Source organism: Streptomyces sp. NPDC002276, from assembly GCF_053891435.1.
In genome coordinates this window covers 255,507-282,026 of sequence record NZ_JBSFCQ010000008.1, presented here as the reverse complement: position 1 = coordinate 282,026, position 26,520 = coordinate 255,507, and the positions used below count along the sequence as shown (strand labels likewise).

Here is a 26,520-nt window from a genome sequence, read left to right as displayed (position 1 = left end):
CCCTAGGGGAACGGTCAGGGGAGGACAAGGGATGCGAGGCCCCCGTTCTGCCTTCGGCCGTCCTAGCATCGGGTGCAGGACATCAGAGGTCCGGCACAAGCAGTGCCGGACACCGACAGGACCCGGTACGAGCGACGGGCGGAGAGGTAAAGGACGAGGGCGATGCGAGAGATCTTCGGCGGACTGCCGTGGTGGGTTAAGTGGGTCGCGGTGCCGGTCATCGCCCTGGTCGTGTTCGGCGGGCTGATAGCGACCGTCGTGGGCTTTGTCATCGGACTGCTCTTCAAGGCGCTGGTCTTCGTGGCACTGGTCGGCGGACTGATCTACGTCGTGCGGAAGTTCACGGCGGGTTCCTCCTCACGCAGCGACTGGTGAGGCCCTGCCGGGCAACCGGTGATCGGTAACAGGAATCACCGGTTCCCTCGGGCGGGGGAAGTTTCCCGGACAGGCCGTCCGCGGGCGGTGGCGGGCGGTTACAGTCCGGAATTCGACGCGGGGACGAGAACCCCGCGGGCGGCGCACCCCCTCCCCGTGTTCCCCGCACGGGCCGCCCCCTCGCGCTCCGGAAGTGACCCTTGGCCACGGTTGACACCGCACCCGTAGAACCGCACGCACCTCCCACCCAGCCCGGCCCGCCGACCTGGCCGAGTTCAGTGGCGATCCCCGCACAGTTGCGCCCCGTGGCGGCCCCGCCACGACAGCGCTCCGCGACAGCTCCCGAGCAGCAGCCGGAGTCGGCGGCACCCCACATCGGCTCGCAGCCCCAGTCCGCCACCACCCTCATCGGCTCCGTCCAGCGGGCCATACGGCTGCTGGAGTCCGTCGCCGCGCACGAACACGGAGCCCCCGCGAAGCAGTTGGCCCGCGAGACCGGTCTCGCGCTTCCCACGGCCTACCACCTGCTGCGCACCCTCGTGCACGAGGGCTATCTCCGGCGTGACAAAGGGCTGTTCTTCCTCGGCGAAGCGGCCGAGAGGCTGAGCAGCAGCGGAGCGCAGGAGAAACGTCGCAGCACGCTCGTGGACGCGTTGGCGGCCTGGCGGGATTCGATCGGTGTACCGGTCTACTACGCGATGTACCGCGACGGCGAGATCGAGGTCATGTGCGTCGCCGACACCCCGGGCAATCCGGCGGTCGAGGAGTGGGCCGACTTCCGTGAGACGGGGCACGCGCACGCGATCGGCCAGTGTCTGCTGGCCCAGTTGGACGAGGACGCCAGGCGCGACCACCTCGACCGCTACCCCGCGCGGTCCCTCACGCCGTACACCGTGCGGGACGGTCACTCCCTGCTGCGGCGCGTGGATCGGATGCGGCGGATGGAACTGGTGGTGGAGCGTCAGGAGTACGCGCTGGGGACGGTCTGCGCGGCGATTCCGATCACGCTCGGCAGCACGGCCGCCACGATGGCCATTTCTCTCCCCTCGCATCAGGCCGATCGTTTGCCGGACGCTGCCCGGCAGTTGCAGACCGAGGTCGGCAGGCTGCTGGGGTCGCTCGCGCTCTCTATCAGTATCTGAAAACTTACTCCTTGTGATCTGTTGTGTACGTTCAGCAATATTCCTTCAGTGCCACGGGGATCATTCCCGGCCAGTCGGCGGCAATTGACGGGATAGGCGATGCGCGAGTCCGTACAGGCAGAGGTCATGATGAGCTTCCTCGTCTCCGAGGAGCTCTCCTTCCGTATCCCGGTCGAACTGGGCTACGAGACATGCGATCCGTACGCCGTACGGCTGACCTTCCATTTGCCGGGGGATGCCCCGGTGACCTGGGCTTTCGGCCGGGAGCTGCTGATCGACGGGGTGGGCCGGGCGTCCGGGGACGGTGATGTCCGGATCGAGCCGGTCGATCCCGAGACGCTGGGCGAAGTGCTGATCAGGCTTCAGGTGGGCGGCGACCAGGCGCTGTTCCGCACCGGCGCGGCCCCGCTGGTGGCGTTCCTCGACCGCACCGACCGGCTGGTTCCGCTCGGTCAGGAGGGTGCGCTCGCGGATTTCGACGCCCACCTCGACGAGGCGCTGGATCGCATCCTGGCGGAGGAGCAGAGCGCCGGCTGAAGCGTTGCCATGGCGGCGGGGGGAGTTGGCGTAACGCTTCGCCAAGGAGCCTGAAGCCGCTGAAGGCATCTGTGGCGCCCTGAAGGGCCTGCGGGGCCGAGAGGGGGCAGGGGGCGGCCCGAGCGGGCAGGGGACGGCCTGAGGGTCAGGGGACGGCCCGGGAAGTCCGGGAGGCGCCCTGGAGTCGCAGGAACGCTTCTGCGTGGCTTCGTGCGGCGGTTCCCGCCGTCCTCAGTGCTTGCGGCGGCGGCCCTTACCGCCGCGGGCCGGGGCCGGGGCAGGCTTGGCGCCGGGCGCTGTCGCGGTCCCGGCACCCGGCGCCGCCGCGGCCGTCGCCGTAACCCCCGCCGGAGCCGGGTCGCTGCCGGGCCGGTCCGCCGAGACCACCAGGGCCGCGAGCGCCGTGGTGACCGGTACCGAAGCGACCAGGCCGATCGAGCCCACCAGCGTGCGCACGATCTCCTCGGCGACCAACTCGCTGTTGGCGACCGACCCCACGCTGCTCTGCGCGATGGAGAAGAGCAGCAGCAACGGCAGGGCGGCGCCCGCGTAGGCGAGGACGAGCGTGTTGACGACGGACGCGATGTGGTCGCGGCCGATCCGGATACCTGCACGGTACAGCCCGCGCCAGCCCATCGACGGGTTGGCCTCGTGCAGCTCCCAGACCGCCGACGTCTGCGTGACCGTCACATCGTCGAGCACACCGAGCGAACCGATGATGACGCCGGCGAGCAGCAGACCGCTCATGTCGATCGACGGGTACAGCCCGTGGATCAGGCCCGTGTTGTCGTCCGTGTTGCCGGTCAGCGCGGCCCAGCCGATGAACACCGAGCCCAGGACGCCGATCAGCACCAGCGACATCAGCGTGCCGAGGACCGCCACGGACGTACGGGCCGACAGCCCGTGACACATGTAGAGGGCGATCAGCATGATGGCGCTCGATCCGACCACCGCCACGATCAGCGGGTTCGAGCCGTGCAGGATCGCGGGCAGGATGAAGAAGTTGAGGATCATGAAGCTGATGGCCAGCGCGACCAGCGCCATGACGCCGCGCAGTCGGCCCACCACCACGACGGCCAGCGCGAAGATGCCCGCGAGCAGCGCCATCGGGAACTTACGGTTCACATCGGTGACCGAGTACTGCAAATCCCGGGGCGCGGAGGGCTCATAGGCGACCACGACCTTCTCGCCCTGGTGCAGCTGCCGTGACTGGTCGGGCTGCACGATCTCCGTGAACGTCCGGCCCTTGTCCTTGCCCGTGCTGACCGTGACCGTGGCTTTCTTGCAGGTGCCGCCCGCTTCCTGTGCCGCTGAGGAGCCCTCGGCGGTGGAGGTGTCCCCGGTCGAGCCCCCGCCCGAGGCGTTCACCGAGGCGCAGCTCACGCTGACGACCTTGGTGACGGTCGCCTGCTGCGTCTGCCGGTCGAAGCCGACGCCGGTGCGCTTGTGGGACGGGGCGCCACCGGGCCACAGCACCACCATGCCGACCACGACCGCCACCGTGAACGGGATCAGGATCGCCGCGATGACCTTCCGGAGGTGCCGGGAGACGGGGGCGGCCGGGCCATGGCTGTGCGAGTGACCGTGTCCGCCGCCCGCCCCCGAACCGTGTCCGCCGTCCCCGTGGGAGCCGTGGTCGTCCCCGGAACCGGACCCGGAACCGTGGTCGCCATCGGAACCGTGGCCGTGGTCATGGCCATGCGGCGGCCCGGTCGGCGGGTACGGGGGCTGCTGCGTCGTGGTCACCGCCCGATCATCGCAAGAACGCCGGAGGCCCACTGTTCACCGCGCCACATATGACGCTAGCGTGGAGGCACCTTTGCACACGCGGGAGCTCGGAGCACCGGGCTGAGAGGGCGCTGACCTCCGTCTCTGCGATGTTTCACGGGAAACGTCACCTGTATCGAGTGATGTTTCACATGAAACATCGGCTGACGGAAGCCGCTGCGTCGACCGCCGAACCTGTTACCGGGTAATGCCGGCGTAGGGAGTAGGTCTCATGACCAACAAGGACGCACACACGTCTGCCTTCAGCCAGGACGAACAGCCCATTCCGGGCGAGGAGTTCGCGCGGGCCGAGCAGCCGACGGGGGCCGAGGAGTCCCCTGCGGCCGGGAAGTCCGCCGGTTGGCACAAGGGCTATGTCGAGGGCTCGCGCCCCGATCTGCGGGTGCCGGTCCGTCAGGTGCACCTCACCAACGGGCAGTCCGTGACGCTGTACGACACCTCCGGCCCGTACACCGATCCGCTCGTCGACACCGATGTCCGCAGGGGGCTGGCACCGCTGCGGGAGAACTGGATCATCGCCCGGGGCGACACCGAGGAGTACGCGGGCCGCCCCGTCCGCCCCGAGGACGACGGAATCAAGCACACGTCACCGCGCGGTGGACTGCGCAACCTCGACGCCGTGTTCCCGGGCCGCCCGCGGCAGCCGCGCCGAGGACGCGAGGGCACGGCCGTGACTCAACTCGCCTACGCGCGACGGGGCGAGGTCACGCCCGAGATGGAGTTCGTGGCCGTACGGGAGAAGGTCTCGCCCGAGGTGGTCCGGGAGGAGATCGCGGCCGGGCGTGCGGTGCTGCCGGCCAACGTCAACCACCCCGAGATCGAGCCGATGATCATCGGCAAGCGGTTCCTGGTGAAGGTCAACGCCAACATCGGCAATTCCGCGGTCACTTCCTCCATCGAGGAAGAGGTCGAGAAGATGACCTGGGCGACCCGCTGGGGCGCCGACACGGTCATGGACCTGTCCACCGGCCGCAATATCCACACCACCCGCGAGTGGGTGCTGCGCAACTCCCCCGTCCCCATCGGCACGGTGCCGCTCTACCAGGCGCTCGAAAAGGTCGACGGCCGTGCCGAGGAGCTGACCTGGGAGATTTACAAGGACACAGTCGTCGAACAGGCCGAACAGGGCGTGGACTACATGACCGTCCACGCGGGCGTACGGCTGCCGTTCGTACCGCTCACGGCGAACCGCAAGACCGGCATCGTCTCGCGCGGCGGCTCGATCATGGCGGCCTGGTGCCTGGCCCACCACAAGGAATCGTTCCTCTACGAGAACTTCGAGGAACTGTGCGAGATCCTCGCCGCCTACGACGTCACGTACTCGCTGGGCGACGGCCTGCGCCCCGGCTCGATCGCGGACGCCAACGACGAGGCGCAGTTCGCCGAGTTGAGGACGCTCGGGGAACTCAACAAGATCGCGAAGCGTTTCAACGTACAGACCATGATCGAGGGTCCGGGGCATGTCCCGATGCACAAGATCAAGGAGAACATCGACCTTCAGCAGGAGATCTGTGATGAAGCTCCGTTCTATACGCTCGGCCCGCTGACGACGGACGTCGCGCCTGCGTACGACCACATCACTTCCGGCATCGGTGCCGCGATGATCGCCTGGTGGGGCACGGCCATGCTCTGCTATGTCACGCCCAAGGAGCACTTGGGCCTGCCCAATCGTGACGACGTCAAGACCGGCGTCATCACCTACAAGATCGCCGCCCACGCAGCCGACCTCGCCAAGGGGCACCCAGGTGCACAGGAGTGGGACGACGCGCTGTCCGACGCCCGTTTCGAGTTCCGCTGGGAGGACCAGTTCAACCTGGCCCTCGACCCGGTCACGGCACGGGAGTTCCACGACGAGACACTCCCGGCCGAGCCGGCCAAGACGGCCCACTTCTGCTCGATGTGCGGGCCGAAGTTCTGCTCGATGAAGATCTCCCAGGACATCCGCCGCGAACACGGCGGTACCAAGGCGGAGGTCGAGGAGGGCATGGCGCGGAAGTCGAAGGAGTTCGCGGCGGCGGGCAACCGGGTGTACCTGCCGATCGCCGACTGACGACGACCGGCCGGGTCGGACAAGGTCCGGCACGGTGTCTAACTCTTCGTTGAGCCCTTGGTCGACCTCTTCGGTGAGCCCTTGGCCGACGTGTTGTCGCACAGGGCGTGGTCCACGAGGGTGCCTGTCGCGCGGTTGAGGGCGGTGAGGTCCGGGGGTGCGGTGGTGGTCGTGATGGAGACGGTCACCGCGCGCCTGCCGTCGGCGCTCACCGCGGGGCGGGTATTGAAACTCGGCGAATCCGGGTGTTCGGCTTGCGCTCCCCTGGGTGGGGGCGCAAGCCGAGGGGCTACTCCGGCGCGTGCTCGGGCCCCCCGAAGTCCGGGCTGCTGAAGTCCGGGCTGCTGAAGCTCGGACGGTGACCCGGTTCCGGGCCGTCGTCGGGGCTGGAGAAGCCCGGACGGTCGTAGCCGAGGTGCGGCATGCGACTGGTCGGTGCCGAGCGTGTCGTACGGCGTACCGCCGGCGTGCCCGGAGCCGCGAGCGCCTCCTGGAGGAACGGCAGGATGCCGCGTTCCAGAAGGGCGTCGTGCCAGGCCTCCCTGGCCCGGGCCACCTCACCGCCCGACTCGCCGTAGGGGTCGGCGTCGAACGTCGGCCGGTTGCGCAGGGCCGTGAGGAGCAGGCCGACGGCGGCGACGAGGATCGCCGCGGCGGTCATCGCGCCGAACACCCAGCCGGCGGTGAGCATGGTCTGCGCGAACGCGGGCTCGGGGGTGAGCATCTTGAGGATGTAACCCACGAGCAGGAATATCGCCGCGGCCGTGCCGGCGAGGACGGGGGTGAGGACGGCGGCGACGGCGACGGCGCCCGCGCCCTCGGCCGCTTCCCCCAGGGTGGTGGCGAGCCCCATCGCGCCCACGCCGCCCGGCTCCATGGAGTCGGGCTCGCGGACGGACGATGTGGTGGACGACGCCGGCTGGCGCAGTTCCTCGCGGACCTTCACGTAGTGCTGGTACTCGGTCGCCGCGGCCGCCGTGATGAGTGCGGTGGCGTTCAGCGCCATGGTGCGCAGCTGTTCGGGGTTGAGCCGCTTACCGACAGCGGCCAGTTCCGGGCGGGTAGGGGCGGAGCGCAGCGCCTCGTCGAGGATCCGCTCGTACTCCTGGCGGTCCTCGCTGTGCAGGTGCTGCGGAACGCTGTTCATGTGCATCCCCCGATGCTCCGTAGGGCTTGGGGCTCGCATGCCAACGAGCCGTCGGGCAGAAACGGAGGGGAGCCTGCTACGGATATGCCGATGGTAGAGCGGCGACGGCACACGGTGACAGGGGGTTTCCAGAAATTGGCCCCTGGCCAGCGCTGTCGTCCGCCGGTCCTCCGAGGGGGACGTCTGCCCGTTAAACGCTCAGATATCCAACGGTAGTTGCTGGACCAGCAGTTTTCCGGCCATGGTCACTCCGCCGTCCATCGCGATGGCGAGTCCCTCGGCGTAGACGTGCGGTCCCTCGACCACGGGACCGGCACTGTCCTCGCCGTCCTCGGAGCCGACGTCGCCCAGGAGGTAGGGGATCGGGCTGTGGCCGTGCACGATCCGGGTCCCGCCGTACATGTCGAGCAATGAGCGGACATGTTCGGCACCGCCCTCGTCGCGGAAGGAGAAGCGCTTGGTGAACTTGCGGAACACGTCCCACACCTCGTCGGCGTCGTTGCGCGTGAGGGTCTCGCGGACGTTGTCGTTGACGGCCTCGATCGAGTCGCCGTAGTCGAGGTAGGCGGTGGTGTCGGAGTGGACGAGGAGGTGGCCGTCGACCTGCTCCATGGCGTCCAGCCGGGCCATCCACTGCAGGTGGACGTCCTGGAGGCGGTCCATGTCGGTCTTCTGGCCGCCGTTGAGCAGCCAGGCCGCCTGGAAGGTGGCGGTGCCCGCGCCGGAGTTGACGGGGGTGTCGCCGAACCGCTTGGCGCCGAGCAGCAGCAGCTCGTGGTTGCCCATGAGGGCCTTGCAGTAGCCGCCGGCCGCGGCGGCCTCGGCGGACAGCCGCATCACCAGGTCGATGACGCCGATGCCGTCCGGGCCGCGGTCGGTGAAGTCGCCGAGGAACCACAGCCGCGCGGTGCCCGCGCACCAGTTGCCGGCCGCGTCGATCAGGCCCTTCTCCCGCAGTGCGTCCACCAGTTCGTCGAGGTAGCCGTGCACATCCCCTACGACGAACAGCGGACCGGGGCCCTCCGACTGCCGCGGGATGCCCGCCGACGCCGGGTCCACCGCGACCTGAACCGTGTCACCCCGATGGATGACCGGCAGATCGCGCTGGGTGGGCGTGTAGCCCTCCGGATAGGCCTCCTCGAAGGCCTCGTCAAAGGCCTCCTCGTCGGGTCGTACGGCGCCGCCGGGCTGCGCGCTGTCGGCGTACGGACCGGTCTCGTGGACATACGCCGGCACCCGGAAGTCGCGCAACGTCGCCGTGCGCTCCACCTCGGGTCCCTGACCGGCCCCCTGAGTCATCGACCCCTCCACCATCACGCCGCGTCTGCACCGCGTCGGACTGCCTGGTCGCAGCGGCCCGCGGTGTCGTGGGCCCATCATAGGAATGCGGATCGCGCCATGTGATGACCCAGGGGTGGTGAATCAGAGCAGGACTCCGGTTCACCGTGGCTTTCGCCCCGATTGGGCAGGGCTTCGACCACTCGAACAGCACCCGGGGGACGATCGGTTCCCGCCGGAAGGGCGGCCGGATTTCGCCGGTGCGGATGCCTCCGGCGGTTGCCGTACTCCACCTCCGACTTCGGTACGACCGTCGGCCGTCGACCGGTCGGTGGTCGACTCCGGTGCCGGGTGGGTGCCTGGGGAGACAGGGCCGGGCGGGCGTGGAGGGGGGCAGGGCTGGGCGGTACGGCCCGAACGGCGCCGGGTGGGAGTCCTGGCACCGTCCGGCCCGTACGGGAGCCCGAGGGAAGCGCCCGGGCACCGCCCGCCCGCCACTCCGCCCCGAGGGACGCCCGCGCCCCCGCACCAACCGCCTCGTGGAGCCCGTCCCGGCGTCCTCCGGCGGACCCACGGGACGGTCAACCCACCGGCAGGCTCACCGGGGTTCACCGGGGTTCACCGGGGTTCACCGGGGTTCACCGGGGCAGCCCCACCGCCGGGCCGACCGCCGGGCCGACCCCCCAACCCCCTACTTCCCCTCCGGCGACCGAGGCGGACTCACCGTCGTCCGGGGTGGCCGTCGCTGGGACGACGTGCGGATGATCAGTTCCGTCGGTATCACCTGCTCGATCGGCAGATCCGAATCGACGCCCTCGATGGCGTCGATGAGGAGCTGCACCACCGCGGTACCGATGCGCCGCGGCTTCAGCGAAAGCGTGGTGACCGGCGGTTCGGTGTTGGCGTACACCGTGGACTCGCTACAGCACACCAGCAGCAGATCCTCCGGCACCCGCATCCCGTAACGGCGGGCGGCGGCCAGCAGATCCGTGCCGTTGGGGTCGAACAGGCCGTAGACCGCGTCGGGGCGGTCGGGCCGGGCGAGCAGCCGGTCGGCGGCGACGGCGCCCGCGCACGGATCGTGCGCCGGATAGGACTCGTACACCGGATCCTGGCCCACCCGCTCGCACCAACGCAGGTATGCGGTGGTCGAGAGGTGTGTGTACGTGTCCGTGCTCGTGCCCGTGAGCAGGCCGATCCGGCGGGCGCCGGCGTCGGCCAGGTGGTCGAGGATGCCGAGGACGGCGGCCTCGTGGTCGTTGTCGACCCAGGCGGTCACCGGGAGCGACCCGGCCGGGCGGCCGTCGGAGACGACCGGTAAACCCTGCCGGACCAGTTCGCTGACCACCGGGTCCTGGTCGGACGGGTCGATGACGACCGTGCCGTCCAGGGCGACGTTCGACCACACGTCGTGGCGCGAGGTCGCGGGGAGGATCACGAGGGCGTAGCCGCGGGCGAGTGCGGCCGAAGTGGCGGCGCGCGCCATCTCGGCGAAGTACGCGAATTCGGTGAAGGTGAAAGGTTCATCCCCGTACGTCGTGACGGTCAGGCCGATGAGGCCCGATTTCCCGGTACGGAGCGTGCGAGCCGCCGCGGAGGGGCGATAGCCCAGCCGGTCGGCCACTTCGCGGACATGGCGTCGGGTGGCGTCCGGGAGCCGGCCCTTGCCGTTGAGGGCGTCGGAGACGGTCGTGATGGAGACTCCGGCCGCGGCGGCCACGTCTCTGATTCCCGCCCGGCCCGGCCGGCTTCCTCGACGAGAGGTTTCCGCGCGGCTCACCTGGTGCTTCCCTGCTGCTGTCATGGCGAGCCGATAGTAGGGCTCATGCGGTGGGGTAGTGCGGACGCATATGCACGCGTTGACAGGCACGTTTCTGCAAGGTCAGGAAGGGGCAACTACCTTAGAAACAAAGTCAGTTAAACGCTTCGATGGCATTACGTGACTTGTCGGCGCGCATGGGCCTGCCAAGTCCCCGATGTTTCGAAGAGGTCTCAACTCACCTGTACGAGGGATGCGCGCCACGGCGCGAGCCACCGGCGCATAGATATATGTACAGCGCGCCCCCGGTTCGTGCGCCTTCGTGCACTGTTGCCCCTGTTGTGGATGTGGCCCGTGGGGCGGTACCGGCCGACGGGGTCGAGGCCGTCCAGAGGCCGTTCACCCGGTCCGGACCTGTACGCGCCGGCGTCGAATCCTCATAAGGTGAGCAGTATTGAAATCCGGTGGTGGTCACAAGGAGGACTGCGGTGAGCGAGACGAGCCCCAAGCTGCGCGCCGAGCTGGAGGGTATCCCCACCTACAAGCCGGGCAAGCCTGCCGCGGCGGACGGTCCGGTGGCCTACAAGCTGTCCTCCAACGAGAACCCGTACCCGCCGCTGCCGGGTGTCATGGAGAGCGTGACGGCGGCCGCCGCGTCGTTCAACCGGTACCCCGACATGGCGTGCACCGGTCTGATGAACGAGCTGGCGGAACGGTTCGGCGTCCCGGTCTCCCACCTGGCCACCGGCACCGGCTCGGTCGGCGTCGCCCAGCAGCTGATCCAGGCGACCGCGGGACCCGGCGACGAGGTCATGTACGCTTGGCGCTCCTTCGAGGCGTACCCGATCATCACGCGGGTCAGCGGTGCCACGGCCGTGCAGGTGCCGCTGACCCCGGGCGATGTGCACGACCTCGACGCGATGGCCGACGCGATCACCGACCGGACCCGGCTGATCTTCGTCTGCAACCCCAACAACCCGACGGGCACGGTCGTACGGCGGGCCGAGCTGGAGCGCTTCCTGGACCGGGTGCCCGGCGATGTGCTGGTCGTCCTGGACGAGGCGTACCGGGAGTTCATCCGGGATCTGGAGGTGCCGGACGGCGTCCAGCTCTACCGCGACCGGCCGAACGTCTGTGTGCTGCGGACCTTCTCCAAGGCGTACGGCCTCGCCGGGCTGCGGGTCGGCTTCGCGATCGCGCACGAGCCGGTGGCGGCGGCGCTGCGCAAGACGGCGGTGCCCTTCGGGGTGAGCCAGCTCGCGCAGGACGCGGCGGTCGCCTCGCTGCGTGCCGAGGACGAACTGCTGGGCCGGGTGGGCTCGTTGGTGTCCGAGCGCACCCGTGTGGTCGACACGCTGCGCGAGCAGGGCTGGACGGTCCCGGAGACCCAGGCCAACTTCGTGTGGCTGCGGCTGGGGGAGCGCACGCTGGACTTCGCGGCGGCGAGCGACCAGGCGGGCGTGGTGGTGCGACCGTTCGCGGGTGAGGGCGTGCGCATCACGATCGGGGAGACCGAGGGCAACGACATCTTCCTGAAGGTGGCGGAGGGGTTCCGCAAGGAGCTGTAGCGCGGCCGTCGACGGCCGTCGACGAGATCTTTCGTAACGAGTGACGTCAGGGGGGTTGCCATATGGGGACCCCCCTTCGTAATGGGACCCCCCTTCGTCGGTCGAAAATCGGTACGTCATAATAGCTTGTGAATGTGAACGCGTTCACAAGCGTGTCCCAGTTCGTCCCATGATGTGTGCGATAAAAGGGGCAAACTGCCGCTGTACCACGGCGACATAAGGAGACCGACGACGTGGAAATGGCTCTGGCGCCAGAGACACTGGCGCGATGGCAGTTCGGTATCACCACCGTCTACCACTTCCTGTTCGTCCCGCTGACGATCTCGCTCGCCGCGCTCACGGCCGGGTTGCAGACCGCGTGGGTGCGCACGGAGAAGGAGAAGTACCTCAGGGCCACCAAGTTCTGGGGCAAGCTCTTCCTGATCAACATCGCCATGGGTGTCGTCACGGGCATCGTGCAGGAGTTCCAGTTCGGCATGAACTGGTCCGCCTACTCGCGGTTCGTCGGCGACATCTTCGGGGCCCCGCTCGCCTTCGAGGCGCTGATCGCGTTCTTCTTCGAGTCCACCTTCATCGGGCTGTGGATCTTCGGCTGGGACAAGCTGCCCAAGCGGATCCACCTGGCCTGCATCTGGATGGTCTCGATCGGCACGATCCTCTCGGCGTACTTCATCCTCGCGGCCAACTCGTGGATGCAGCACCCCGTCGGCTACAAGATCAACAAGGCCAAGGGTCGCGCCGAACTCACCGACTTCTGGCACGTGCTGACCCAGAACACCGCGCTCGCCCAGGCCTTCCACACACTCTCCGCGTCCTTCCTGACCGGCGGCGCGTTCATGGTCGGCATCGCGGGCTTCCACCTGTACCGCAAGAAGCACATCCCCGTGATGAAGACCTCGCTGCGGCTGGGCCTGATCACCGTCACCATCGCCGGCCTGCTCACCGCCGTCAGCGGTGACACCCTCGGCAAGGTCATGTTCAAGCAGCAGCCGATGAAGATGGCCTCCGCCGAAGCCCTGTGGAACGGCCAGGACTCGGCACCCTTCTCGATCTTCGCCTACGGCGATGTCAGCAAGGGCCACAACACCGTCGAGCTCTCGATCCCCGGGATACTGTCGTTCCTCGCCGACGACGACTTCAGCTCGTACGTCCCCGGCATCAACGACACCAACAAGGCCGAGCAGGCGAAGTACGGCCCCGGCGACTACCGGCCCATCATCCCCGTCACCTTCTGGGCGTTCCGCTGGATGATCGGCTTCGGCATGGCGTCCTTCGCCATCGGAGTGGCCGGACTCTGGCTCACCCGCAAGAAGTTCATGCTGCCCCAGCATCTGCGGGTGGGCGACGACGAGGTCCCGAACGTGGTCCTCTTCAAGAAGAAGGCCCTCGGCCCGAAGCTGACCAAGCTCTACTGGCTGGTGTCCATCTGGACCCTCGGTTTCCCCCTCATCGCCAACTCCTGGGGCTGGATCTTCACCGAGATGGGCCGCCAGCCCTGGGTCGTCTACGGCCTCTTCCAGACCCGTGACGCCGTCTCCCCCAGCGTCTCCCAGGGCGAGGTCCTCACCTCGATGATCGTCTTCACCTCGCTCTACGCGATCCTCGCCGTCATCGAGGTCAAGCTGCTCGCGAAGTACGTCAAGGCCGGACCGCCCGAACTCACCGAGGCCGACCTCAACCCGCCCACGAAGATCGGCGGCGACTCCCAGGACGCCGACAAGCCGATGGCCTTTTCCTACTAGGCCGAGGGAGCTGCACAGTCATGGAACTGCACGACGTCTGGTTCGTCCTCATCGCCGTCCTGTGGACCGGCTACTTCTTCCTGGAGGGCTTCGACTTCGGGGTCGGCATCCTCACCAAGCTGCTCGCCCGCGACCGCACCGAGAAGCGGGTGCTGATCAACACGATCGGCCCGGTCTGGGACGGCAACGAGGTCTGGCTGCTCACGGCCGGCGGCGCGACCTTCGCCGCCTTCCCCGAGTGGTACGCCACCCTCTTCTCCGGCTTCTACCTCGCCCTGCTGATCATCCTGGTCTGCCTGATCGTCCGGGGTGTCGCCTTCGAGTACCGGGCGAAGCGGCCCGAGGAGAACTGGCAGCGCAACTGGGAGACGGCGATCTTCTGGACCTCGCTGCTCCCCGCGTTCCTGTGGGGTGTCGCCTTCGGCAACATCGTGCGGGGCGTGAAGATCGACAAGAACTTCGAGTACGCCGGCACCTTCTGGGACCTGCTCAACCCGTACGCGATCCTCGGCGGCCTGGTCACGCTGACGCTGTTCACCTTCCACGGAGCGGTGTTCACGGCACTCAAGACCGTCGGTGACATCCGGGTGCGGGCCCGGAAGCTGGCCCTTCAAGTCGGCCTCCTCACCGCCCTGTTGGCGCTGGCCTTCCTGATCTGGACCCAGGTCGACAGCGGTGACGGCAAGAGTCTGGTCGCGTTGATCGTGGCCGTCGTCGCCCTGGTCGCGGCGCTGGGGGCGATCCAAGTCGGCCGCGAGGGCTGGTCGTTCGCGTTCTCCGGGGTCACCATCATCGCCGCCGTCGCGATGCTCTTCCTGTCGCTCTTCCCGAACGTGATGCCGTCCTCGCTCAACCCGGACTGGAGCCTCACGGTCACCAACGCCTCGTCGAGCCCGTACACGCTGCGGATCATGACCTGGTGTGCGGGGATCGCCACGCCGATCGTCCTGCTCTACCAGGGCTGGACGTACTGGGTGTTCCGCAAGCGGATCGGTACGCAGCACATCGCCGAAGCGGCGCACTGAGTGAGGAATGGGGCATGTTTCACGTGAAACATGCCCCGTTGAGGCATCCAGAGAAGAGGGTGTGTTTCACGTGAAACCAATCGACCCACGGCTACTCCGATACGCCCGCGCCACCCGCCTCTTCCTGATGGCGGTCGTCGGCCTGGGAGCCGTCGGTGCGCTGCTGGTCATCGCCCAGGCGATGCTCATCGCCGAGGTCGTGGTCGGCGCGTTCCAGCACGGCAAGTCCGTGAGTGAACTCGGCACTCCCCTGCTGCTGTTGGTGGCCGTCGCAGGTGGCCGTGCCCTGGTCTCCTGGCTCACCGAACTCGCCGCCCACCGCGCCAGCGCCTCCGTGAAGTCGGAGCTACGGCGACGGCTGCTGGAGCGTTCCGTGGAGCTGGGCCCCGGGTGGCTGAGCGGGCAGCGGACCGGTTCGCTGGTCGCCCTCGCCACGCGTGGTGTCGATGTCCTCGACGACTACTTCTCGCGCTATCTCCCGCAGTTGGGCCTCGCGGTGGTCGTCCCGGTCGCGGTGCTGGCGCGGATCGTCACCGAGGACTGGGTCTCGGCGGCGATCATCGTCGGCACCCTGCCGCTCATCCCGCTCTTCATGGTGATGATCGGCTGGGCCACGCAGTCCCGGATGGACCGGCAGTGGCAGTTGCTGTCCCGGCTCTCCGGGCACTTCCTGGACGTGGTCGCGGGGCTGCCGACCCTGAAGGTGTTCGGCCGGGCCAAGGCACAGGCCGAGTCGATCCGGCGGATCACCGGCGAGTACCGGCAGGCGACCATGCGGACCCTGCGGATCGCCTTCGTCTCCTCCTTCGCCCTGGAACTCCTCGCCACGCTCTCCGTGGCCCTGGTCGCCGTGACGATCGGCATGCGGCTCGTCCACGGAGACATGGACCTCTACATCGGTCTCGTCGTCCTCGTCCTGGCCCCCGAGGCGTATCTGCCGCTGCGTCAGGTCGGCGCGCAGTACCACGCGGCGGCGGAGGGCCTCGCGGCGGCCGAGGAGATTTTCGCTGTCCTGGAGACATCGGTACCGGCCACGGGGACCGTCGAAGTACCTTCCGACGCGCTCGCCTTCGAAGGTGTGACGGTCCGGTATCCCGGGCGGTCCGTGGACGCCGTGTCGGACGTGTCCTTCGCCGTGGAACCCGGTGAGACGGTCGCCCTCGTCGGCCCGAGCGGCTCGGGCAAGTCCACTTTGCTGAACGCCCTGTTGGGGTTCGTGCGGCCCGCCGAGGGCCGGGTGCGCGTCGGGGGAGTCGATCTCACCGACGCCGACCTGGAGCGGTGGCGGTCACGGATCGCCTGGGTGCCCCAACACCCGCAGCTGTACGCCGGGACGATCGCCGAGAACGTACGGCTCGCCCGGCCCGACGCCGACGACACCGCCGTACGGCGGGCGTTGGCCGATGCCGGGGCCCTGGAGTTCGTGGACGCGTTGCCCGAGGGCATCGGGAGTGTGCTCGGTGAGGACGGGGCCGGGCTGTCCGCCGGGCAGCGGCAGCGGCTCGCGCTCGCCCGGGCCTTCCTCGCCGACCGTCCCGTCCTGCTCCTCGACGAGCCGACGGCCGCGCTGGACGGAGCCACCGAGGCCGAAGTGGTCGAGGCGGTACGGCGGTTGGCGGTCGGACGGACGGTCCTGCTCGTGGTGCACCGGCCGGCGCTGCTGGCGGTGGCGGACCGGGTGGTGCGCGTGACGGAGGGCGAGACCGCGGTTCGCGCGGAGACCGTGCCGACGGTCGCCGGTACGAGCCCGGAGGCGACGGCGAGTTCCGTGGCCGACGACAAACCCGAGACACGGCTCGCCGCACACAAGGGCAGCGTCCTCTCCCGTGTCCGTGCGATGTCCGGTGCCCGGCGTGGCCGCCTCGCCCTGGCGCTGCTGCTCGGAAGTCTCGCGCTGGGCAGTGCGGTTGGGCTCATGGCCACTTCCGGGTGGCTGATCTCGCGGGCCTCGCAGCAGCCGCCCGTGCTGTATCTGATGGTGGCGGTGACCGCGACCCGGGCCTTCGGGATCGGTCGGGCCGTGTTCCGGTACGCCGAGCGGCTCGTGTCGCACGACGCGGTGCTGCGGATGCTGGCGGACACCCGGGTCGCCGTCTACCGGCGCCTTGAGCGACTGGCACCTGCCGGGCTGCGCGACACCCGGCGCGGCGATCTCCTCTCCCGGCTCGTCGCCGATGTGGACGCCCTCCAGGACTACTGGCTGCGCTGGCTGCTGCCCGCCGGGGTCGCGGCCACCGTCTCCGCCGCGACGGTCGGCTTCACGGCCTGGCTGCTGCCCGAGGCCGGTGCCGTGCTCGCGGTCGGTCTCCTCGCGGCCGGTGTCGGCGTCCCCCTCGTCACCGGTGCCGTGGCCCGGCGCGCCGAACGGCGGCTGGCCCCGGCCCGCGGGGTGCTCGCCACCCGTGTGACCGAACTGCTCACCGGCACCGCCGAGTTGACGGTCGCCGGCGCGCTGCCCGCCCGTACCGCCGAGGCCCGGCGCGCGGACGGCGTCCTCACCCGGATCGCCTCCCGCGCCGCCACCGCCACCGCACTCGGCGACGGCCTCACCGCACTGGTCTCCGGCCTGACCGTCGCCGCCACCGCCCTGGTGGCCGCCCAGGCCGTCGCCGCCGGACGGCTCAGTGGCGTGGTGACGGCGGTCGTCGTCCTCACCCCGCTCGCCGCCTTCGAGGCCGTCCTCGGACTCCCCCTCGCCGTGCAGTACCGGCAGCGGGTCCGCAAGAGCGCGGAGCGCGTGTACGAGGTGCTGGACGCCCCCGAGCCCGTACGGGAACCGGAGCGGCCCCGCCGGGTGCCCGCGACGCCGTTCCCGCTCGTCGTGCAGGGACTGGCCGCCCGGCACACCGGGCAGGACCGGGACGCGCTCACCGGACTCGACCTCACGCTGGAGAAGGGGCGCCGGGTCGCCGTCGTCGGGTCGTCCGGGTCCGGCAAGACGACGCTGGCGCAGGTGCTGTTGCGGTTCCTGGACGCGGACGCGGGCTCGTACACGCTGGCCGGCGTGGACGCGTACGCCCTGGACGGCGACGACGTACGACGGCTCGTCGGGCTGTGCGCCCAGGACGCGCACCTCTTCGACAGTTCGGTGCGCGAGAACCTGCTCCTCGCGAAGAAGGACGCGACCGAGGACGAACTGCGGGCCGCGCTGGCGCGGGCCCGGCTGCTGGACTGGGCCGACGGGCTGCCCGATGGCCTCGACACGCTCGTCGGTGAGCACGGGGCTCGGCTGTCCGGTGGGCAGCGGCAGCGGCTGGCCCTCGCCCGCGCGCTGCTCGCCGACTTCCCGGTCCTCGTGCTCGACGAGCCCGCCGAACACCTGGACCTGGCGACCGCCGACGCGCTCACCGCCGATCTGCTGGCCGCCACGGAGGGGCGTACGACCCTGCTCATCACGCACCGGCTGGCGGGACTTGAGGACGTGGACGAGGTGATCGTGCTGGACGCGGGACGGGTCGTGCAGCGCGGGTCGTACGCCGAACTGGTCTCGGTGGAGGGGCCGTTGCGGGGGATGGCGGAGCGGGAGGCGGAGTCGGAGCTGTTGGTGGCGGCCGGGTAGGGAGGCTCGCAGCCGAGGCGCTCGACTTTCGGTGACAAAGGGGACTTATTAGGCTCGCGGTATGTCTGCCACCACTCCTAGTGCCGCCGTACGCGTGCCGCAGTTGCTGGCCGCGATGCGGTCGGTGGGCAGTGGGCTCGAACCGCACTCCACGCTGGAGCGGATCTGCGAGGCGGCGGCCACGCTGACGGGCGCCCGGTACGCGGGGCTCGGTGTCGTGGATGAGGACGGTGACGCGCTCGCCGACTTCGTCTTCCACGGGGTCGACGCGGCAACCGCGCGGCGCATCGGACGGTTTCCCGACGGGCACAAGGGGCTGCTCGGCGCGCTCGTCCGGGAGCCGGATCCGGTCCGGCTGGTGGATGTGACCGAGGATCCGCGTGCCTGGGGCTTCCCCGCGCACCATCCCAGGATGCGCGGCTTCCTCGGTGTTCCGATCCGCGTCCAGGGTGAGGTCTTCGGGAATCTCTATCTGGGCGAGAAGCGCGGCGGGGGCCCCTTCGACGACGATGACGTCGACATGGTCCGGGTGCTGGCGACCGAGGCCGGTATCGCCATCGGCAACGCCCGGCTGTACGAGGCCGCCCAGCAGCGCGAGCGGTGGATCGACGGGTCGGTGGCCGTCACGACCGCCCTGCTGTCCGGCGGCGATGCTGAGGAGGCGCTCCAGGTCGTCGCGGAACGGGCCCGCCGGCTGTCCGGATCGGCGGCCGGGATCGTGCTGCTGCCCGCCGACGGGGGCGGCATGGAGATCGTCGCCGTGGCCTCGGAACGGCCGTCGGACCAGCTTGGCAGAGTCGTCCCGCCGGAGAGCGAGATCATGGCGCAACTCCTCGACGGACAGCCGGTGTTCGTCAAGGACGCGGGCACCGATCCCCGTATGATCAGCGCCCTCGCGCGCGCGTACGGGCCGATCATGGCGCTGCCCCTCCAGAGCGGAGGCCGCGTCCTGGGGGCTCTGGTCACGCCTCGGGCGCGGGGCGAGCGGCCGTTCACGGAGACGGAACGCACCCTCGCGATCCAGTTCGCCTCGCAGGCCGCGCTCGCGCTGATGATGGCCGAGGCCCAGCGCGACCGGGAACGCCTCGCGGTGTACGAGGACCGGGACCGGATCGCCCGCGATCTGCACGACCTGGTCGTCCAACGGCTGTTCGCCACCGGCATGATGCTGGAGAGCGCCCGGCGCGACTCGCTCGTGCCCGAGGTGCGGCAGGGCGTCGGCAACGCCGTCGACGAACTCGACATCACCATCCAGGAGATCCGCACCGCGATCTTCGCGCTCCAACAGGGGCCCACCGAAGCACCCTCCGGGCTGCGCACGCGGGTGCTGCGGGAGATCAACACGGCCGCCGTGCCGCTCGGTTTCACCCCCGCGCACCGTTTCGTGGGCGCGGTCGACACCGTGGTCGGCGATCCGACCGGCAAGAACCTCGTCGCGGCCCTGCGCGAGGCCCTCTCCAACGCGTTCCGGCACGCGGCGGCCACCCGGATCGAGGTCGTCGTCGACGCGACCGCGACTCTGCCCGACGGGCGGCCGGGGGTACGGCTCACCGTCGTGGACGACGGGGTCGGCATCCCGGAGGGCGGTCGCCGCAGCGGCCTGAGGAACCTCAAGCGGCGGGCCGAGTCCCTGGGCGGCGACAGCTGGTACGGGCCCGGCATCGGCGACGGCAAGGGCGGAGGCGGTACGACGGTGGTGTGGCAGGCGCCCCACTGAACCAGTCGCCCCCGGGCTCCCACTGAGCCGTTCGCGCCACCCTGTCCCCCATGCGTACGCCTTGAACAGGGCGTCGGTCCGCCGCGCGGGTCACGATCGCTGACATGCCCTCATCTCGCCGTCACCCGCTGCTCGTTCCGGTGCTGCTGTGCGCGATCGCCGTGCTGGCGGCCCGCCCCGGCGACGGTGACAGCCACTCCGCCGGTGCCGGGCGGACGGACGCCTCGGCCGCCGCGGGTTCCTGCCCGGGCGCCGTCCGCCTCGACCAACCGCCGACGACTGAAACCGCCTCATGGGTCGCGCCGGTGGAGACGGGCGAACTGTCCGCCGGATTCGGCAGCAGCGGCTCACGCTGGGCGAACCGGCACACCGGCCAGGACTTCGCGGTGCCGGTCGGGACGCCGGTGCGGGCAGCCGGAGCGGGCCGCGTGGTGCGGGTGTCCTGCGGTGGCGCCTTCGGCATTCAGATCGTGGTCGGGCATCCGGGCGGCTACCGCACGCAGTACGCCCACCTCTCCGCCGTCGCCGTCGACGAGGGGGACCGTGTCGCCACCGGCCAGTGGATCGGCGAGTCCGGCACGACCGGCAACTCCACCGGACCGCACCTGCACTTCGAGGTACGGACCACCCCGGAGACGGACTCGGCGGTCGACCCGCTGCCGTGGCTGGCGGCGCGCGGAGTGTCCGTCGGCTGAGCTACCGCCGCTCCGCCAGCATCCGCTCGATCACGACCGCCACGCCGTCCTCGTTGTTGTCGACGGTCCGTCCCGAGGCGGCGGCGAGTACGTCGGGGTGCGCGTTGCCCATCGCGTACGACTGCCCCGCCCACGTGAGCATCTCGACGTCGTTGGGCATGTCACCGAAGGCGACGACCTCCTCGGGCGCGATACCCCGCTCCGCGCAGCACAGGGCGAGCGTGCTCGCCTTGGAGACGCCGGGGCCGCTGATCTCCAGCAGGGCGCTGGGGCTGGACCGGGTGACGTTCGCGCGGTCGCCCAGGGCGAGACGGGCGGTGGTCAGGAAGTCGTCCGGGTCGAGGTCGGGGTGGAACGCGAGGATCTTCAGCACCGGCTCGTCGGCCCCCGGTGCGTCCGCCGCGAGGAGTTTCTCGGCGGGCGCGAGGGTGTCCGGGATCTCCATGTGCATCTTCGGATACGCCGGTTCCTGGTAGAAGCCGTAGGTCTGCTCGATCGCGTACACCGTCCCGGGCGCCGCCTCGCGCACCAGTCGTACGGCGTCGAGGGCGTTGTTCCGGGCCAGTTCGCGGACCTTCACGAAGCGGTGGGCGCCGGGGCCGCCGTGCAGGTCGACCACGGCGGCGCCGTTTCCGCAGATCGCCAGGCCGTGGCCGTGGACGTGGTCGCTGACGACGTCCATCCAGCGGGCCGGGCGGCCGGTCACGAAGAAGACCTCGATGCCCGCCTCCTCGGCAGCCGCCAGGGCGGCCACCGTGCGGGGGGACACCGACTTGTCGTCGCGCAGCAGAGTGCCGTCCAGGTCGGTGGCGATCAGCCGTGGCGGGACGGCGGAGGCCGGGGTCTCGGGCTGTCGAGTCGCTGAGGTCACCGGACCATTCTCCCGCATTTGCCCGCACGGCCGTGCGGGGGTCCGCACATGTGAGTGGTTATGGCCTCTCTCTGGCCCCTCGCTGCGCCGTCGCGCCTGGGGGCAGGGGTGCCGCCGGGGCAGTGGAGGAGCGTCCCGCCCGTGTCGCGCGGTGTGTCGGTGGAGGCGGGTGTGCCGCTCGGTGCCGGGCCGGATGCGCTGGGGCAAAACCGTGCGGGCGGAGCCGACGGTTCCGATGGGCCGAGGTTACGGCTCCTGCCGGGAGGCGGTCCGGCGGGTGCGGCGCCGATCCGGAGCGATGCGGTGGAGCCGGTCCCGCCTCACCGCACCGAGGGCGGGACCGCCGTACGGCTCGGGCGGTGTGCCGGCCATCGGGTCGTAGCAGGTGGTGCGCCGTGGGGGCGTACAACGGTGTGCGCCGCGTCCGGGAGCGGCACCGCGCGTTCTTCCGCGCGCGGTGGCGGATGCGGTCGGGCGCGGCACCCGAAGCCCGTGCCTTTCCGTGGGCAGGGGCAACTGTGACCCGAATGATATGCAACAGCAAACGATCGCACATGCCTCGGGGGTGGATCGGGGCCGGTGGTGCCCTCGGGTGGCGTCGGGCCTGCGGCATTTGGTCAACTGGCCCTGTTCGACGCGGACTGAGGTCTGTACCAGAGTCACCGTTGGGTGCCTGCACTACCCATCCTGGCGCGCGGTAACCTCAAGACTGCCTCAACTAGCTTTACTTTAGATAACGTTCATCGTTTACTGACGCTTCCCCACGATGGCACGCCTCCGGGCGCGGGTGAGGGACCTCGGCGGCTGTTGCCCGCGCGGCCCTCACCAGCCGTATCGGAATGGAGGCGCGCTCTGCGGGGAGCGCGGATCCGCGACACCGTCGACCCGGCCCATCGGGTCGAGGTGCCACGACAACCGCCGCCCGGCGGCGAGACCCCGGCATGCGAGCAGCGCAAGGAGAGCGACGGGGCAACCGGCTGAGGCGGTCACACAGAGACCAACGGGGAGATCATCGCTTTGACTGACTTCACGAAGGACGATCAGAGACCGGGCCCAGAGCCGGGGCCGCAAGGTGACTTGAGCGCCGCCCCGGACACTCCGCCCGCTCCAGGGGACCCCCACGCCATCCCCTCGCTCACCCCCCGAGAACGGCAAGTTCTCGTCCTGCTCAGTCACGCCGCCGACAATCGCGAGATCAGCCGCCGGCTGGGCATAGCCGAACGCACCGTCAAAGCGCACCTGACCAACCTCATGGTCAAGATCAAAGTGACCGGCCGCACGGAAGCGGCCCTCTTCGCCTACGCCCACCACGGCCGCCTCTCCGACGGGCTCTGAGGGTCCCGTCCGCCGCCGCAACTCCGGGCTTGACAACGTGCATATCGCTTATCGATACTATCGATAAGCGATATGCACGTGGGGTGACAGGGGGTAGACCGTGAGTACGAAATCCTGGTGGAGCCGGACCGACAACCGACTGCTGGAGGTCGCTCTCGGCCTGGCCGCTCTGCTCGACGTCGTCTTCGGGGTACTGCTCCCGGTCCTCGGCGTGATCGGCCTCATCGACCCCGTGGACACCCGCGAGGTCAGGGCCGAGACCGCGACCCGGATACCGGACACCGTGACCGACGCGGTCGCGGGCCACGGCATGACCCTGACCGGCACCCACCGGGCCGACCTCGCGTTCGCCCACCCCGACCTGGGCCAGCGGCTGTTGCTCGCGCTGCCGGACGTCGTCGGCGGTCTGCTGCTGCTCCTCGTCCTGGTCCTCCTGACGCGGATGGCCGGGACGCTGCGGGACGGCGATGTCTTCGTGCCGAGGAACGCCCGCCGGCTGAGCGTCATCGGGCTCACGGTGCTGGTCCAGGCCGTCCTCTCCCCGGTGCTGCCGGCGTTCACCACGCAGGCACTGGTGAGCGGCACCCCCATGGCCGAGCAGATCCCCTTCTCGGTCACCTTCACCGGTGAGTACGTCCTGCTCGCCTTCCTCATCCTGGCGCTGGGCGAGGTCTTCCGGCGGGGGACGAAGCTCCGCGCCGACACCGAGGGGCTGGTCTGATGCCGCCGGACGAGGAACACCGGGTCAAGGTCCACCTGGACCGGCTGCTGGCCGAGCGCGGTATGACGCTGTCCGAACTGGCGGCCAAGGTCGACGTGACGGTGGTCAACCTCTCCGTCCTGAAGAACGACCGGGCGAAGGCGATCCGCTTCTCCACCCTCACCGCGATCTGCCGCGAACTGAACTGCCAGCCCGGCGACCTGCTCAGCGTCCGCGAGGACTGAGTGACCCGGACAAAGCCTGCAACCAAGCCCGTAACCGAGCCTGCAACTCCACCATCTAGACAAGGGATTGCTCATGGGGACGACCTCTGTCCGGCAGCTGTTACAGGCCGGTGTGATCACCGTGTGTGCCGCCGCGCTCGCGGCGTGCGGGACCTCCTCGCGCTCCTACAACGTGTCGGCGGCGCCCGGTGGCGACAGCGCGGGCTGCTCCGGTCTGGTGAGCGGGGCGCCGCGGAAACTGGGCGGCCACGAGCGCAACGACTCCGACCAGAAGGGAACGGCCGTCTGGGGGGACGGTGATGTGATCCTCCGCTGCGGGAACATCTCGGACGTCCCGGAGTCCGCCGCGTGCACATCGGTCAAGGGCGTCGACTGGGTCGTGAACGCGAAGAAGACCCACGACGGGACGAAGACGGTTCTGACGTACGGGCGCAGCCCCGCGGCCGAGGTCACCATGTCGGAGCGGATCAAGGACAAGGACGCCGTCATCGGCGAGATGTCCGGGATCGTGTCGCGGCTGGCCGAGCAGAAGGCGTGCGCGAAGCGGGGCTGAGGTAGCCCTGAGGGGCAGGATGCCCGAAGGTGCGATGGTGGCCGGTGTGGCCACGGCCGTAGAAATCAGTGGAACGCGCGTACGGATGCCGTCTCAGGTACCGGACAGGTACCGGACGCGCGGACAGGGAAGCATTTCCACTTCTACGGGGAGAAACCATGCGTAATCTCTCGCGCCTCGCGTCTGGTGGTGCCGCGGCGATAGCCACCGGGGCGCTGCTGTTCGCGGCCGCGCCCGCGCACGCCACGACGGCCTCGGGCACCTGGGGCATCCCGGGTCACCGGATGCAGGTGAACGCCTGGCACTGCAGCTCGTACGTGACGGCCTGCGACTGGAAGGCGTCGACCAAGCTGTACAAGGGCACCAGGGGCTCGACGCACGACAGCGCGCAGTGGGTGCAGAACCGGGCCATCCTCGCCGCACACGGCATCAGCGTCTCCATCAAGATCTCGAAGAACCCCGAGGCGTCGCTGACGATGAACAGCAAGTCGCAGGGAACGGTCCGCTGGAAGAACTACGGCGGCCGCAAGTGGATCGCGGACACCTACGGGCAGATGAGGCCCAGCAGGCTGACCGTGTACGTCTCGACGAAGTCCTGCGGCTCGGCCCAGATCACCAGCCGCATCAAGTTCACGGAGAAGTGCGTCTACGCCGGCGCCGCCTGATCCGCGCCTGACACCGCGCACCGCCTGAACGGCTCTGCCCCCGCCTCCTCGGCGGGGGCAGAGGTCTCTTACGGGGGAGAAACCGGGATGTTTCACGCCAGGAGAGTTACGAGGAGAGCGGCTTGGGCCGCCGCCGCGGTCTGCGTCTCCATGACGGCCGTGTCCTGCACCGCGCAGGGAAGCCGCCCCGAAAGCAGGGAACCCGCCTACTTGCAGAGCCTGGTCAGCCAGGCCAACGGCCTCTACTACCACCCCTTTTTGAGGGAGGAGCGAGGCAGCCCCGAAGCCCAGTCCTACGCGCTGCGCGTCCTGGCGGAGACCGGCGCGAGGCCGAAGGTCGCCGTGGGAGCCGCGACAGCCGCCGCACTGCGCTCCGACGCGCTCAAGACGTCCGCGCTGTGGGGCAGGTACTGGCTCGTCCCGCTGCGCGGGGCCGGGGCCACGACGGTACTGGGCCGCCACGACACACAGGCTGTGGAGAAACTGCGCACCGGCAAGGGCTGGTACGAGGATCCCGCGCTCGGAGCGAAGAACGACCAGGGGCGTCTCGGTGCCACCTGGGCGGCGCTGGAGGTGGAGGCGGCCACCGGAACTCTCGTAGAACTGCCCGCCGCGGACAGAACGGCCACCGCCGACTGGCTGGACCGGCTGGCGGACGGCCGGCCGGAACTGGACGAGGCCGCCGCCCTGGCCCGCTGCCTGCACCTGCTCGGCAGACCCGTCCCCGGCTTCCTGACCTCGGGGGCGGCTCCCGACGCGAGCCGGTTCACCGAGCGGCCGGGCGAGGAACGCGCCGACCTGCTGGAGGACACGTACAACTACGTACTGCTCCAGGAGTCGGCCGGTAAAAAGCCGCGGGTGGACCGGATGACCTGGCGGCAGGTGCTGTCCCACGACGCCGGAAGCCTCGACTACGACCAGCTCTACAGCCTGGTGCACATCCTGCGCGCCACCGGCAGCCCCACGGCGGAGTTCTCGGCGGTCACCCGCCGTCTTGAGCGGGAACGCATGCCGGACGGAACCGTGCGCGACCCCTCCTCCTACCTGGGCACGCCCGACGCGTCGCTGTTCGTGCAGCGCCTGCGGAGCGTGGCCGGATGGACCGTACGGGACAGCCGTCTCCTGGCCGCGGTCGACGAGCAGGCCGACTCCCAGGACGCGCCCCGCGACGGAGCCGCGCGGCTGAACCTGGCCTCGCTCAGGCACAGCGCGGGCGGCGAGCCGTTCTCCCGTCAGGAGGCCGCGCTGTGCCGGGAGCCGTCGACGGTGCCGACCACGGTCACCGCGGACAACGTGGTGGCCTGGCAGCGTGCGGCCTGGGACTGCGCGGAGTCCGGCGTACCGACACCGGTCCCCTCCACCCCGCGCTGGAGCGTCGACGACCTGGAGGGCGCGCAGTCCGCCGCCACGCTGGTCGTCGGCCTGCACCAGACTGGCCAGGCGGACCGGACCCCCGGCTGGCTGACCGCGCACGCGCTCGAACACTGGGCGGCCGACCCGGGGCCCCGCGCGAGCGTCTACGACCGTGCGCTGATCGTCCGCGCCTACCTGCTGCTCGGCGGCCGTGCCGACGCCTCCATGGTCAAAGACCTCGCCGCCGAGTTCCGGGCGCACCGGGGCTGCCCGGGGCTGCCCGGCCTGTACCGGCCCGATGACGAACCGGGCTGCGACCTCAAGACGACATGGGCGGTCTGGGAGCTGGACAAGGCACTCGACCGGAAGCTGGGAACCCTGCCCGCGCAGGCCCCCTGAGACAGAGAGCGAGCACA

The 26,520-nt window shown here is 69.9% G+C and carries 21 protein-coding genes and 1 pseudogene; 16 read left to right on the top strand and 6 right to left on the bottom strand.

Translation table 11 applies throughout. From position 1 onward, the window contains the following. Nucleotides 1-162: 162 nt before the first annotated feature. The 3 genes from ACWIHT_RS22345 to ACWIHT_RS22335 all read left to right on the top strand — a co-directional run bounded on the left by ACWIHT_RS22345 (nt 163) and on the right by ACWIHT_RS22335 (nt 2,054). Nucleotides 163-375, top strand: a complete 213-nt coding sequence (locus ACWIHT_RS22345) for a DUF5326 family protein (protein WP_093627959.1) — start codon at nt 163-165, stop codon at nt 373-375. A gap of 305 nt (nt 376-680) precedes the next feature. After that, nucleotides 681-1,517, top strand: a complete 837-nt coding sequence (locus ACWIHT_RS22340; RefSeq protein WP_456169915.1) for an IclR family transcriptional regulator — start codon at nt 681-683, stop codon at nt 1,515-1,517. Nucleotides 1,518-1,616: 99 nt separating this feature from the next. Further along, a complete protein-coding gene (locus ACWIHT_RS22335) occupies nt 1,617-2,054 on the top strand; it encodes an SsgA family sporulation/cell division regulator (protein ID WP_019073400.1) in 438 nt (145 codons plus the stop codon). Between the two features lie 231 nt (nt 2,055-2,285). Here the strand turns inward: ACWIHT_RS22335 and ACWIHT_RS22330 are convergent, their stop codons facing one another. Continuing rightward, on the bottom strand, nt 2,286-3,800 hold the full coding sequence (locus tag ACWIHT_RS22330) for a YibE/F family protein (protein WP_456169914.1): 1,515 nt from the start codon (nt 3,798-3,800) through the stop codon (nt 2,286-2,288). 253 nt (nt 3,801-4,053) lie between these two features. On the opposite strand from ACWIHT_RS22330, the gene thiC reads away from it, so the two are divergent. Then, nucleotides 4,054-5,892 carry a phosphomethylpyrimidine synthase ThiC gene (thiC, locus tag ACWIHT_RS22325; RefSeq protein WP_456169912.1) on the top strand — a complete coding sequence of 613 codons (1,839 nt, stop codon included), beginning with the start codon at nt 4,054-4,056 and terminating at the stop codon, nt 5,890-5,892. A gap of 38 nt (nt 5,893-5,930) precedes the next feature. Here thiC and ACWIHT_RS22320 read toward each other — a convergent pair whose 3' ends face one another. The 4 genes from ACWIHT_RS22320 to ACWIHT_RS22305 all read right to left on the bottom strand — a co-directional run bounded on the left by ACWIHT_RS22320 (nt 5,931) and on the right by ACWIHT_RS22305 (nt 10,121). Then, nucleotides 5,931-6,104 carry a hypothetical protein gene (locus ACWIHT_RS22320; RefSeq protein ID WP_456169911.1) on the bottom strand — a complete coding sequence of 58 codons (174 nt, stop codon included), beginning with the start codon at nt 6,102-6,104 and terminating at the stop codon, nt 5,931-5,933. 77 nt (nt 6,105-6,181) lie between these two features. Further along, nucleotides 6,182-7,045, bottom strand: coding sequence for a hypothetical protein (locus ACWIHT_RS22315; RefSeq protein WP_456169910.1), 864 nt, complete (start codon nt 7,043-7,045; stop codon nt 6,182-6,184). Nucleotides 7,046-7,237: 192 nt separating this feature from the next. Further along, nucleotides 7,238-8,353 carry a metallophosphoesterase gene (locus tag ACWIHT_RS22310; protein WP_456170059.1) on the bottom strand — a complete coding sequence of 372 codons (1,116 nt, stop codon included), beginning with the start codon at nt 8,351-8,353 and terminating at the stop codon, nt 7,238-7,240. A 655-nt stretch (nt 8,354-9,008) separates the two neighbouring features. Continuing rightward, nucleotides 9,009-10,121, bottom strand: a complete 1,113-nt coding sequence (locus ACWIHT_RS22305) for a LacI family DNA-binding transcriptional regulator (RefSeq protein WP_317886382.1) — start codon at nt 10,119-10,121, stop codon at nt 9,009-9,011. 443 nt (nt 10,122-10,564) lie between these two features. On the opposite strand from ACWIHT_RS22305, the gene hisC reads away from it, so the two are divergent. From hisC to ACWIHT_RS22275, 6 genes and pseudogenes are all read left to right on the top strand, one after another. After that, complete coding sequence (hisC, locus tag ACWIHT_RS22300) at nt 10,565-11,644, top strand: histidinol-phosphate transaminase (protein WP_456169909.1); 1,080 nt, start codon at nt 10,565-10,567, stop codon at nt 11,642-11,644. 233 nt (nt 11,645-11,877) lie between these two features. Then, nucleotides 11,878-13,386 (top strand): cytochrome ubiquinol oxidase subunit I, encoded by a 1,509-nt coding sequence (locus tag ACWIHT_RS22295; protein WP_456169908.1) that lies wholly within the window; start codon nt 11,878-11,880, stop codon nt 13,384-13,386. 20 nt (nt 13,387-13,406) lie between these two features. Then, nucleotides 13,407-14,411 carry a cytochrome d ubiquinol oxidase subunit II gene (cydB, locus tag ACWIHT_RS22290; protein ID WP_456169907.1) on the top strand — a complete coding sequence of 335 codons (1,005 nt, stop codon included), beginning with the start codon at nt 13,407-13,409 and terminating at the stop codon, nt 14,409-14,411. 70 nt (nt 14,412-14,481) lie between these two features. Next, on the top strand, nt 14,482-17,970 hold the full coding sequence (gene cydD, locus ACWIHT_RS22285; RefSeq protein WP_456169906.1) for a thiol reductant ABC exporter subunit CydD: 3,489 nt from the start codon (nt 14,482-14,484) through the stop codon (nt 17,968-17,970). A gap of 61 nt (nt 17,971-18,031) precedes the next feature. Continuing rightward, a complete protein-coding gene (locus ACWIHT_RS22280; RefSeq protein ID WP_456169905.1) occupies nt 18,032-19,687 on the top strand; it encodes a sensor histidine kinase in 1,656 nt (551 codons plus the stop codon). A 209-nt stretch (nt 19,688-19,896) separates the two neighbouring features. Then, nucleotides 19,897-20,382: pseudogene (locus tag ACWIHT_RS22275) on the top strand (M23 family metallopeptidase); the annotation flags it as partial. 1 nt (nt 20,383) lies between these two features. Here the strand turns inward: ACWIHT_RS22275 and ACWIHT_RS22270 are convergent. Further along, nucleotides 20,384-21,271, bottom strand: coding sequence for a Cof-type HAD-IIB family hydrolase (locus tag ACWIHT_RS22270; RefSeq protein WP_456169904.1), 888 nt, complete (start codon nt 21,269-21,271; stop codon nt 20,384-20,386). Nucleotides 21,272-22,330: 1,059 nt separating this feature from the next. Between ACWIHT_RS22270 and ACWIHT_RS22265 the strand changes: the two genes are divergently transcribed. The 6 genes from ACWIHT_RS22265 (at nt 22,331) to ACWIHT_RS22240 (ending at nt 26,503) form a co-directional block, all read left to right on the top strand. Continuing rightward, on the top strand, nt 22,331-22,588 hold the full coding sequence (locus tag ACWIHT_RS22265) for a helix-turn-helix domain-containing protein (protein WP_456169903.1): 258 nt from the start codon (nt 22,331-22,333) through the stop codon (nt 22,586-22,588). A 100-nt stretch (nt 22,589-22,688) separates the two neighbouring features. Continuing rightward, nucleotides 22,689-23,309 carry a DUF2975 domain-containing protein gene (locus ACWIHT_RS22260; RefSeq protein ID WP_456169902.1) on the top strand — a complete coding sequence of 207 codons (621 nt, stop codon included), beginning with the start codon at nt 22,689-22,691 and terminating at the stop codon, nt 23,307-23,309. Beyond that, complete coding sequence (locus ACWIHT_RS22255; protein ID WP_200709303.1) at nt 23,309-23,533, top strand: helix-turn-helix domain-containing protein; 225 nt, start codon at nt 23,309-23,311, stop codon at nt 23,531-23,533. Before ACWIHT_RS22260 ends, ACWIHT_RS22255 begins: the two co-directional genes overlap by 1 nt. Before the next feature lie 73 nt (nt 23,534-23,606). Then, nucleotides 23,607-24,086: a DUF3515 family protein gene (locus ACWIHT_RS22250; protein ID WP_456169901.1), complete on the top strand. Its 480-nt coding sequence runs from the start codon at nt 23,607-23,609 to the stop codon at nt 24,084-24,086. 158 nt (nt 24,087-24,244) lie between these two features. After that, nucleotides 24,245-24,751 carry a hypothetical protein gene (locus tag ACWIHT_RS22245; RefSeq protein WP_456169900.1) on the top strand — a complete coding sequence of 169 codons (507 nt, stop codon included), beginning with the start codon at nt 24,245-24,247 and terminating at the stop codon, nt 24,749-24,751. A gap of 150 nt (nt 24,752-24,901) precedes the next feature. Further along, nucleotides 24,902-26,503: a hypothetical protein gene (locus tag ACWIHT_RS22240; RefSeq protein ID WP_456169899.1), complete on the top strand. Its 1,602-nt coding sequence runs from the start codon at nt 24,902-24,904 to the stop codon at nt 26,501-26,503. Nucleotides 26,504-26,520 lie beyond the last annotated feature (17 nt).

What these genes read in the sequence shown, in the direction of transcription:
- ACWIHT_RS22345 (WP_093627959.1), top strand. Translation starts at nt 163, where the DNA reads ATGCGAGAGATCTTCGGCGGACTGCCGTGGTGGGTTAAGTGGGTCGCG.
- ACWIHT_RS22335 (WP_019073400.1), top strand. Translation starts at nt 1,617, where the DNA reads ATGCGCGAGTCCGTACAGGCAGAGGTCATGATGAGCTTCCTCGTCTCC.
- thiC (WP_456169912.1), top strand. Translation starts at nt 4,054, where the DNA reads ATGACCAACAAGGACGCACACACGTCTGCCTTCAGCCAGGACGAACAG.
- ACWIHT_RS22315 (WP_456169910.1), bottom strand. Translation starts at nt 7,045, where the DNA reads ATGCACATGAACAGCGTTCCGCAGCACCTGCACAGCGAGGACCGCCAG.
- ACWIHT_RS22310 (WP_456170059.1), bottom strand. Translation starts at nt 8,353, where the DNA reads ATGGTGGAGGGGTCGATGACTCAGGGGGCCGGTCAGGGACCCGAGGTG.
- ACWIHT_RS22305 (WP_317886382.1), bottom strand. Translation starts at nt 10,121, where the DNA reads ATGACAGCAGCAGGGAAGCACCAGGTGAGCCGCGCGGAAACCTCTCGT.
- cydB (WP_456169907.1), top strand. Translation starts at nt 13,407, where the DNA reads ATGGAACTGCACGACGTCTGGTTCGTCCTCATCGCCGTCCTGTGGACC.
- ACWIHT_RS22280 (WP_456169905.1), top strand. Translation starts at nt 18,032, where the DNA reads ATGTCTGCCACCACTCCTAGTGCCGCCGTACGCGTGCCGCAGTTGCTG.
- ACWIHT_RS22270 (WP_456169904.1), bottom strand. Translation starts at nt 21,271, where the DNA reads ATGCGGGAGAATGGTCCGGTGACCTCAGCGACTCGACAGCCCGAGACC.
- ACWIHT_RS22255 (WP_200709303.1), top strand. Translation starts at nt 23,309, where the DNA reads ATGCCGCCGGACGAGGAACACCGGGTCAAGGTCCACCTGGACCGGCTG.
- ACWIHT_RS22250 (WP_456169901.1), top strand. Translation starts at nt 23,607, where the DNA reads ATGGGGACGACCTCTGTCCGGCAGCTGTTACAGGCCGGTGTGATCACC.
- ACWIHT_RS22245 (WP_456169900.1), top strand. Translation starts at nt 24,245, where the DNA reads ATGCGTAATCTCTCGCGCCTCGCGTCTGGTGGTGCCGCGGCGATAGCC.
- ACWIHT_RS22240 (WP_456169899.1), top strand. Translation starts at nt 24,902, where the DNA reads ATGACGGCCGTGTCCTGCACCGCGCAGGGAAGCCGCCCCGAAAGCAGG.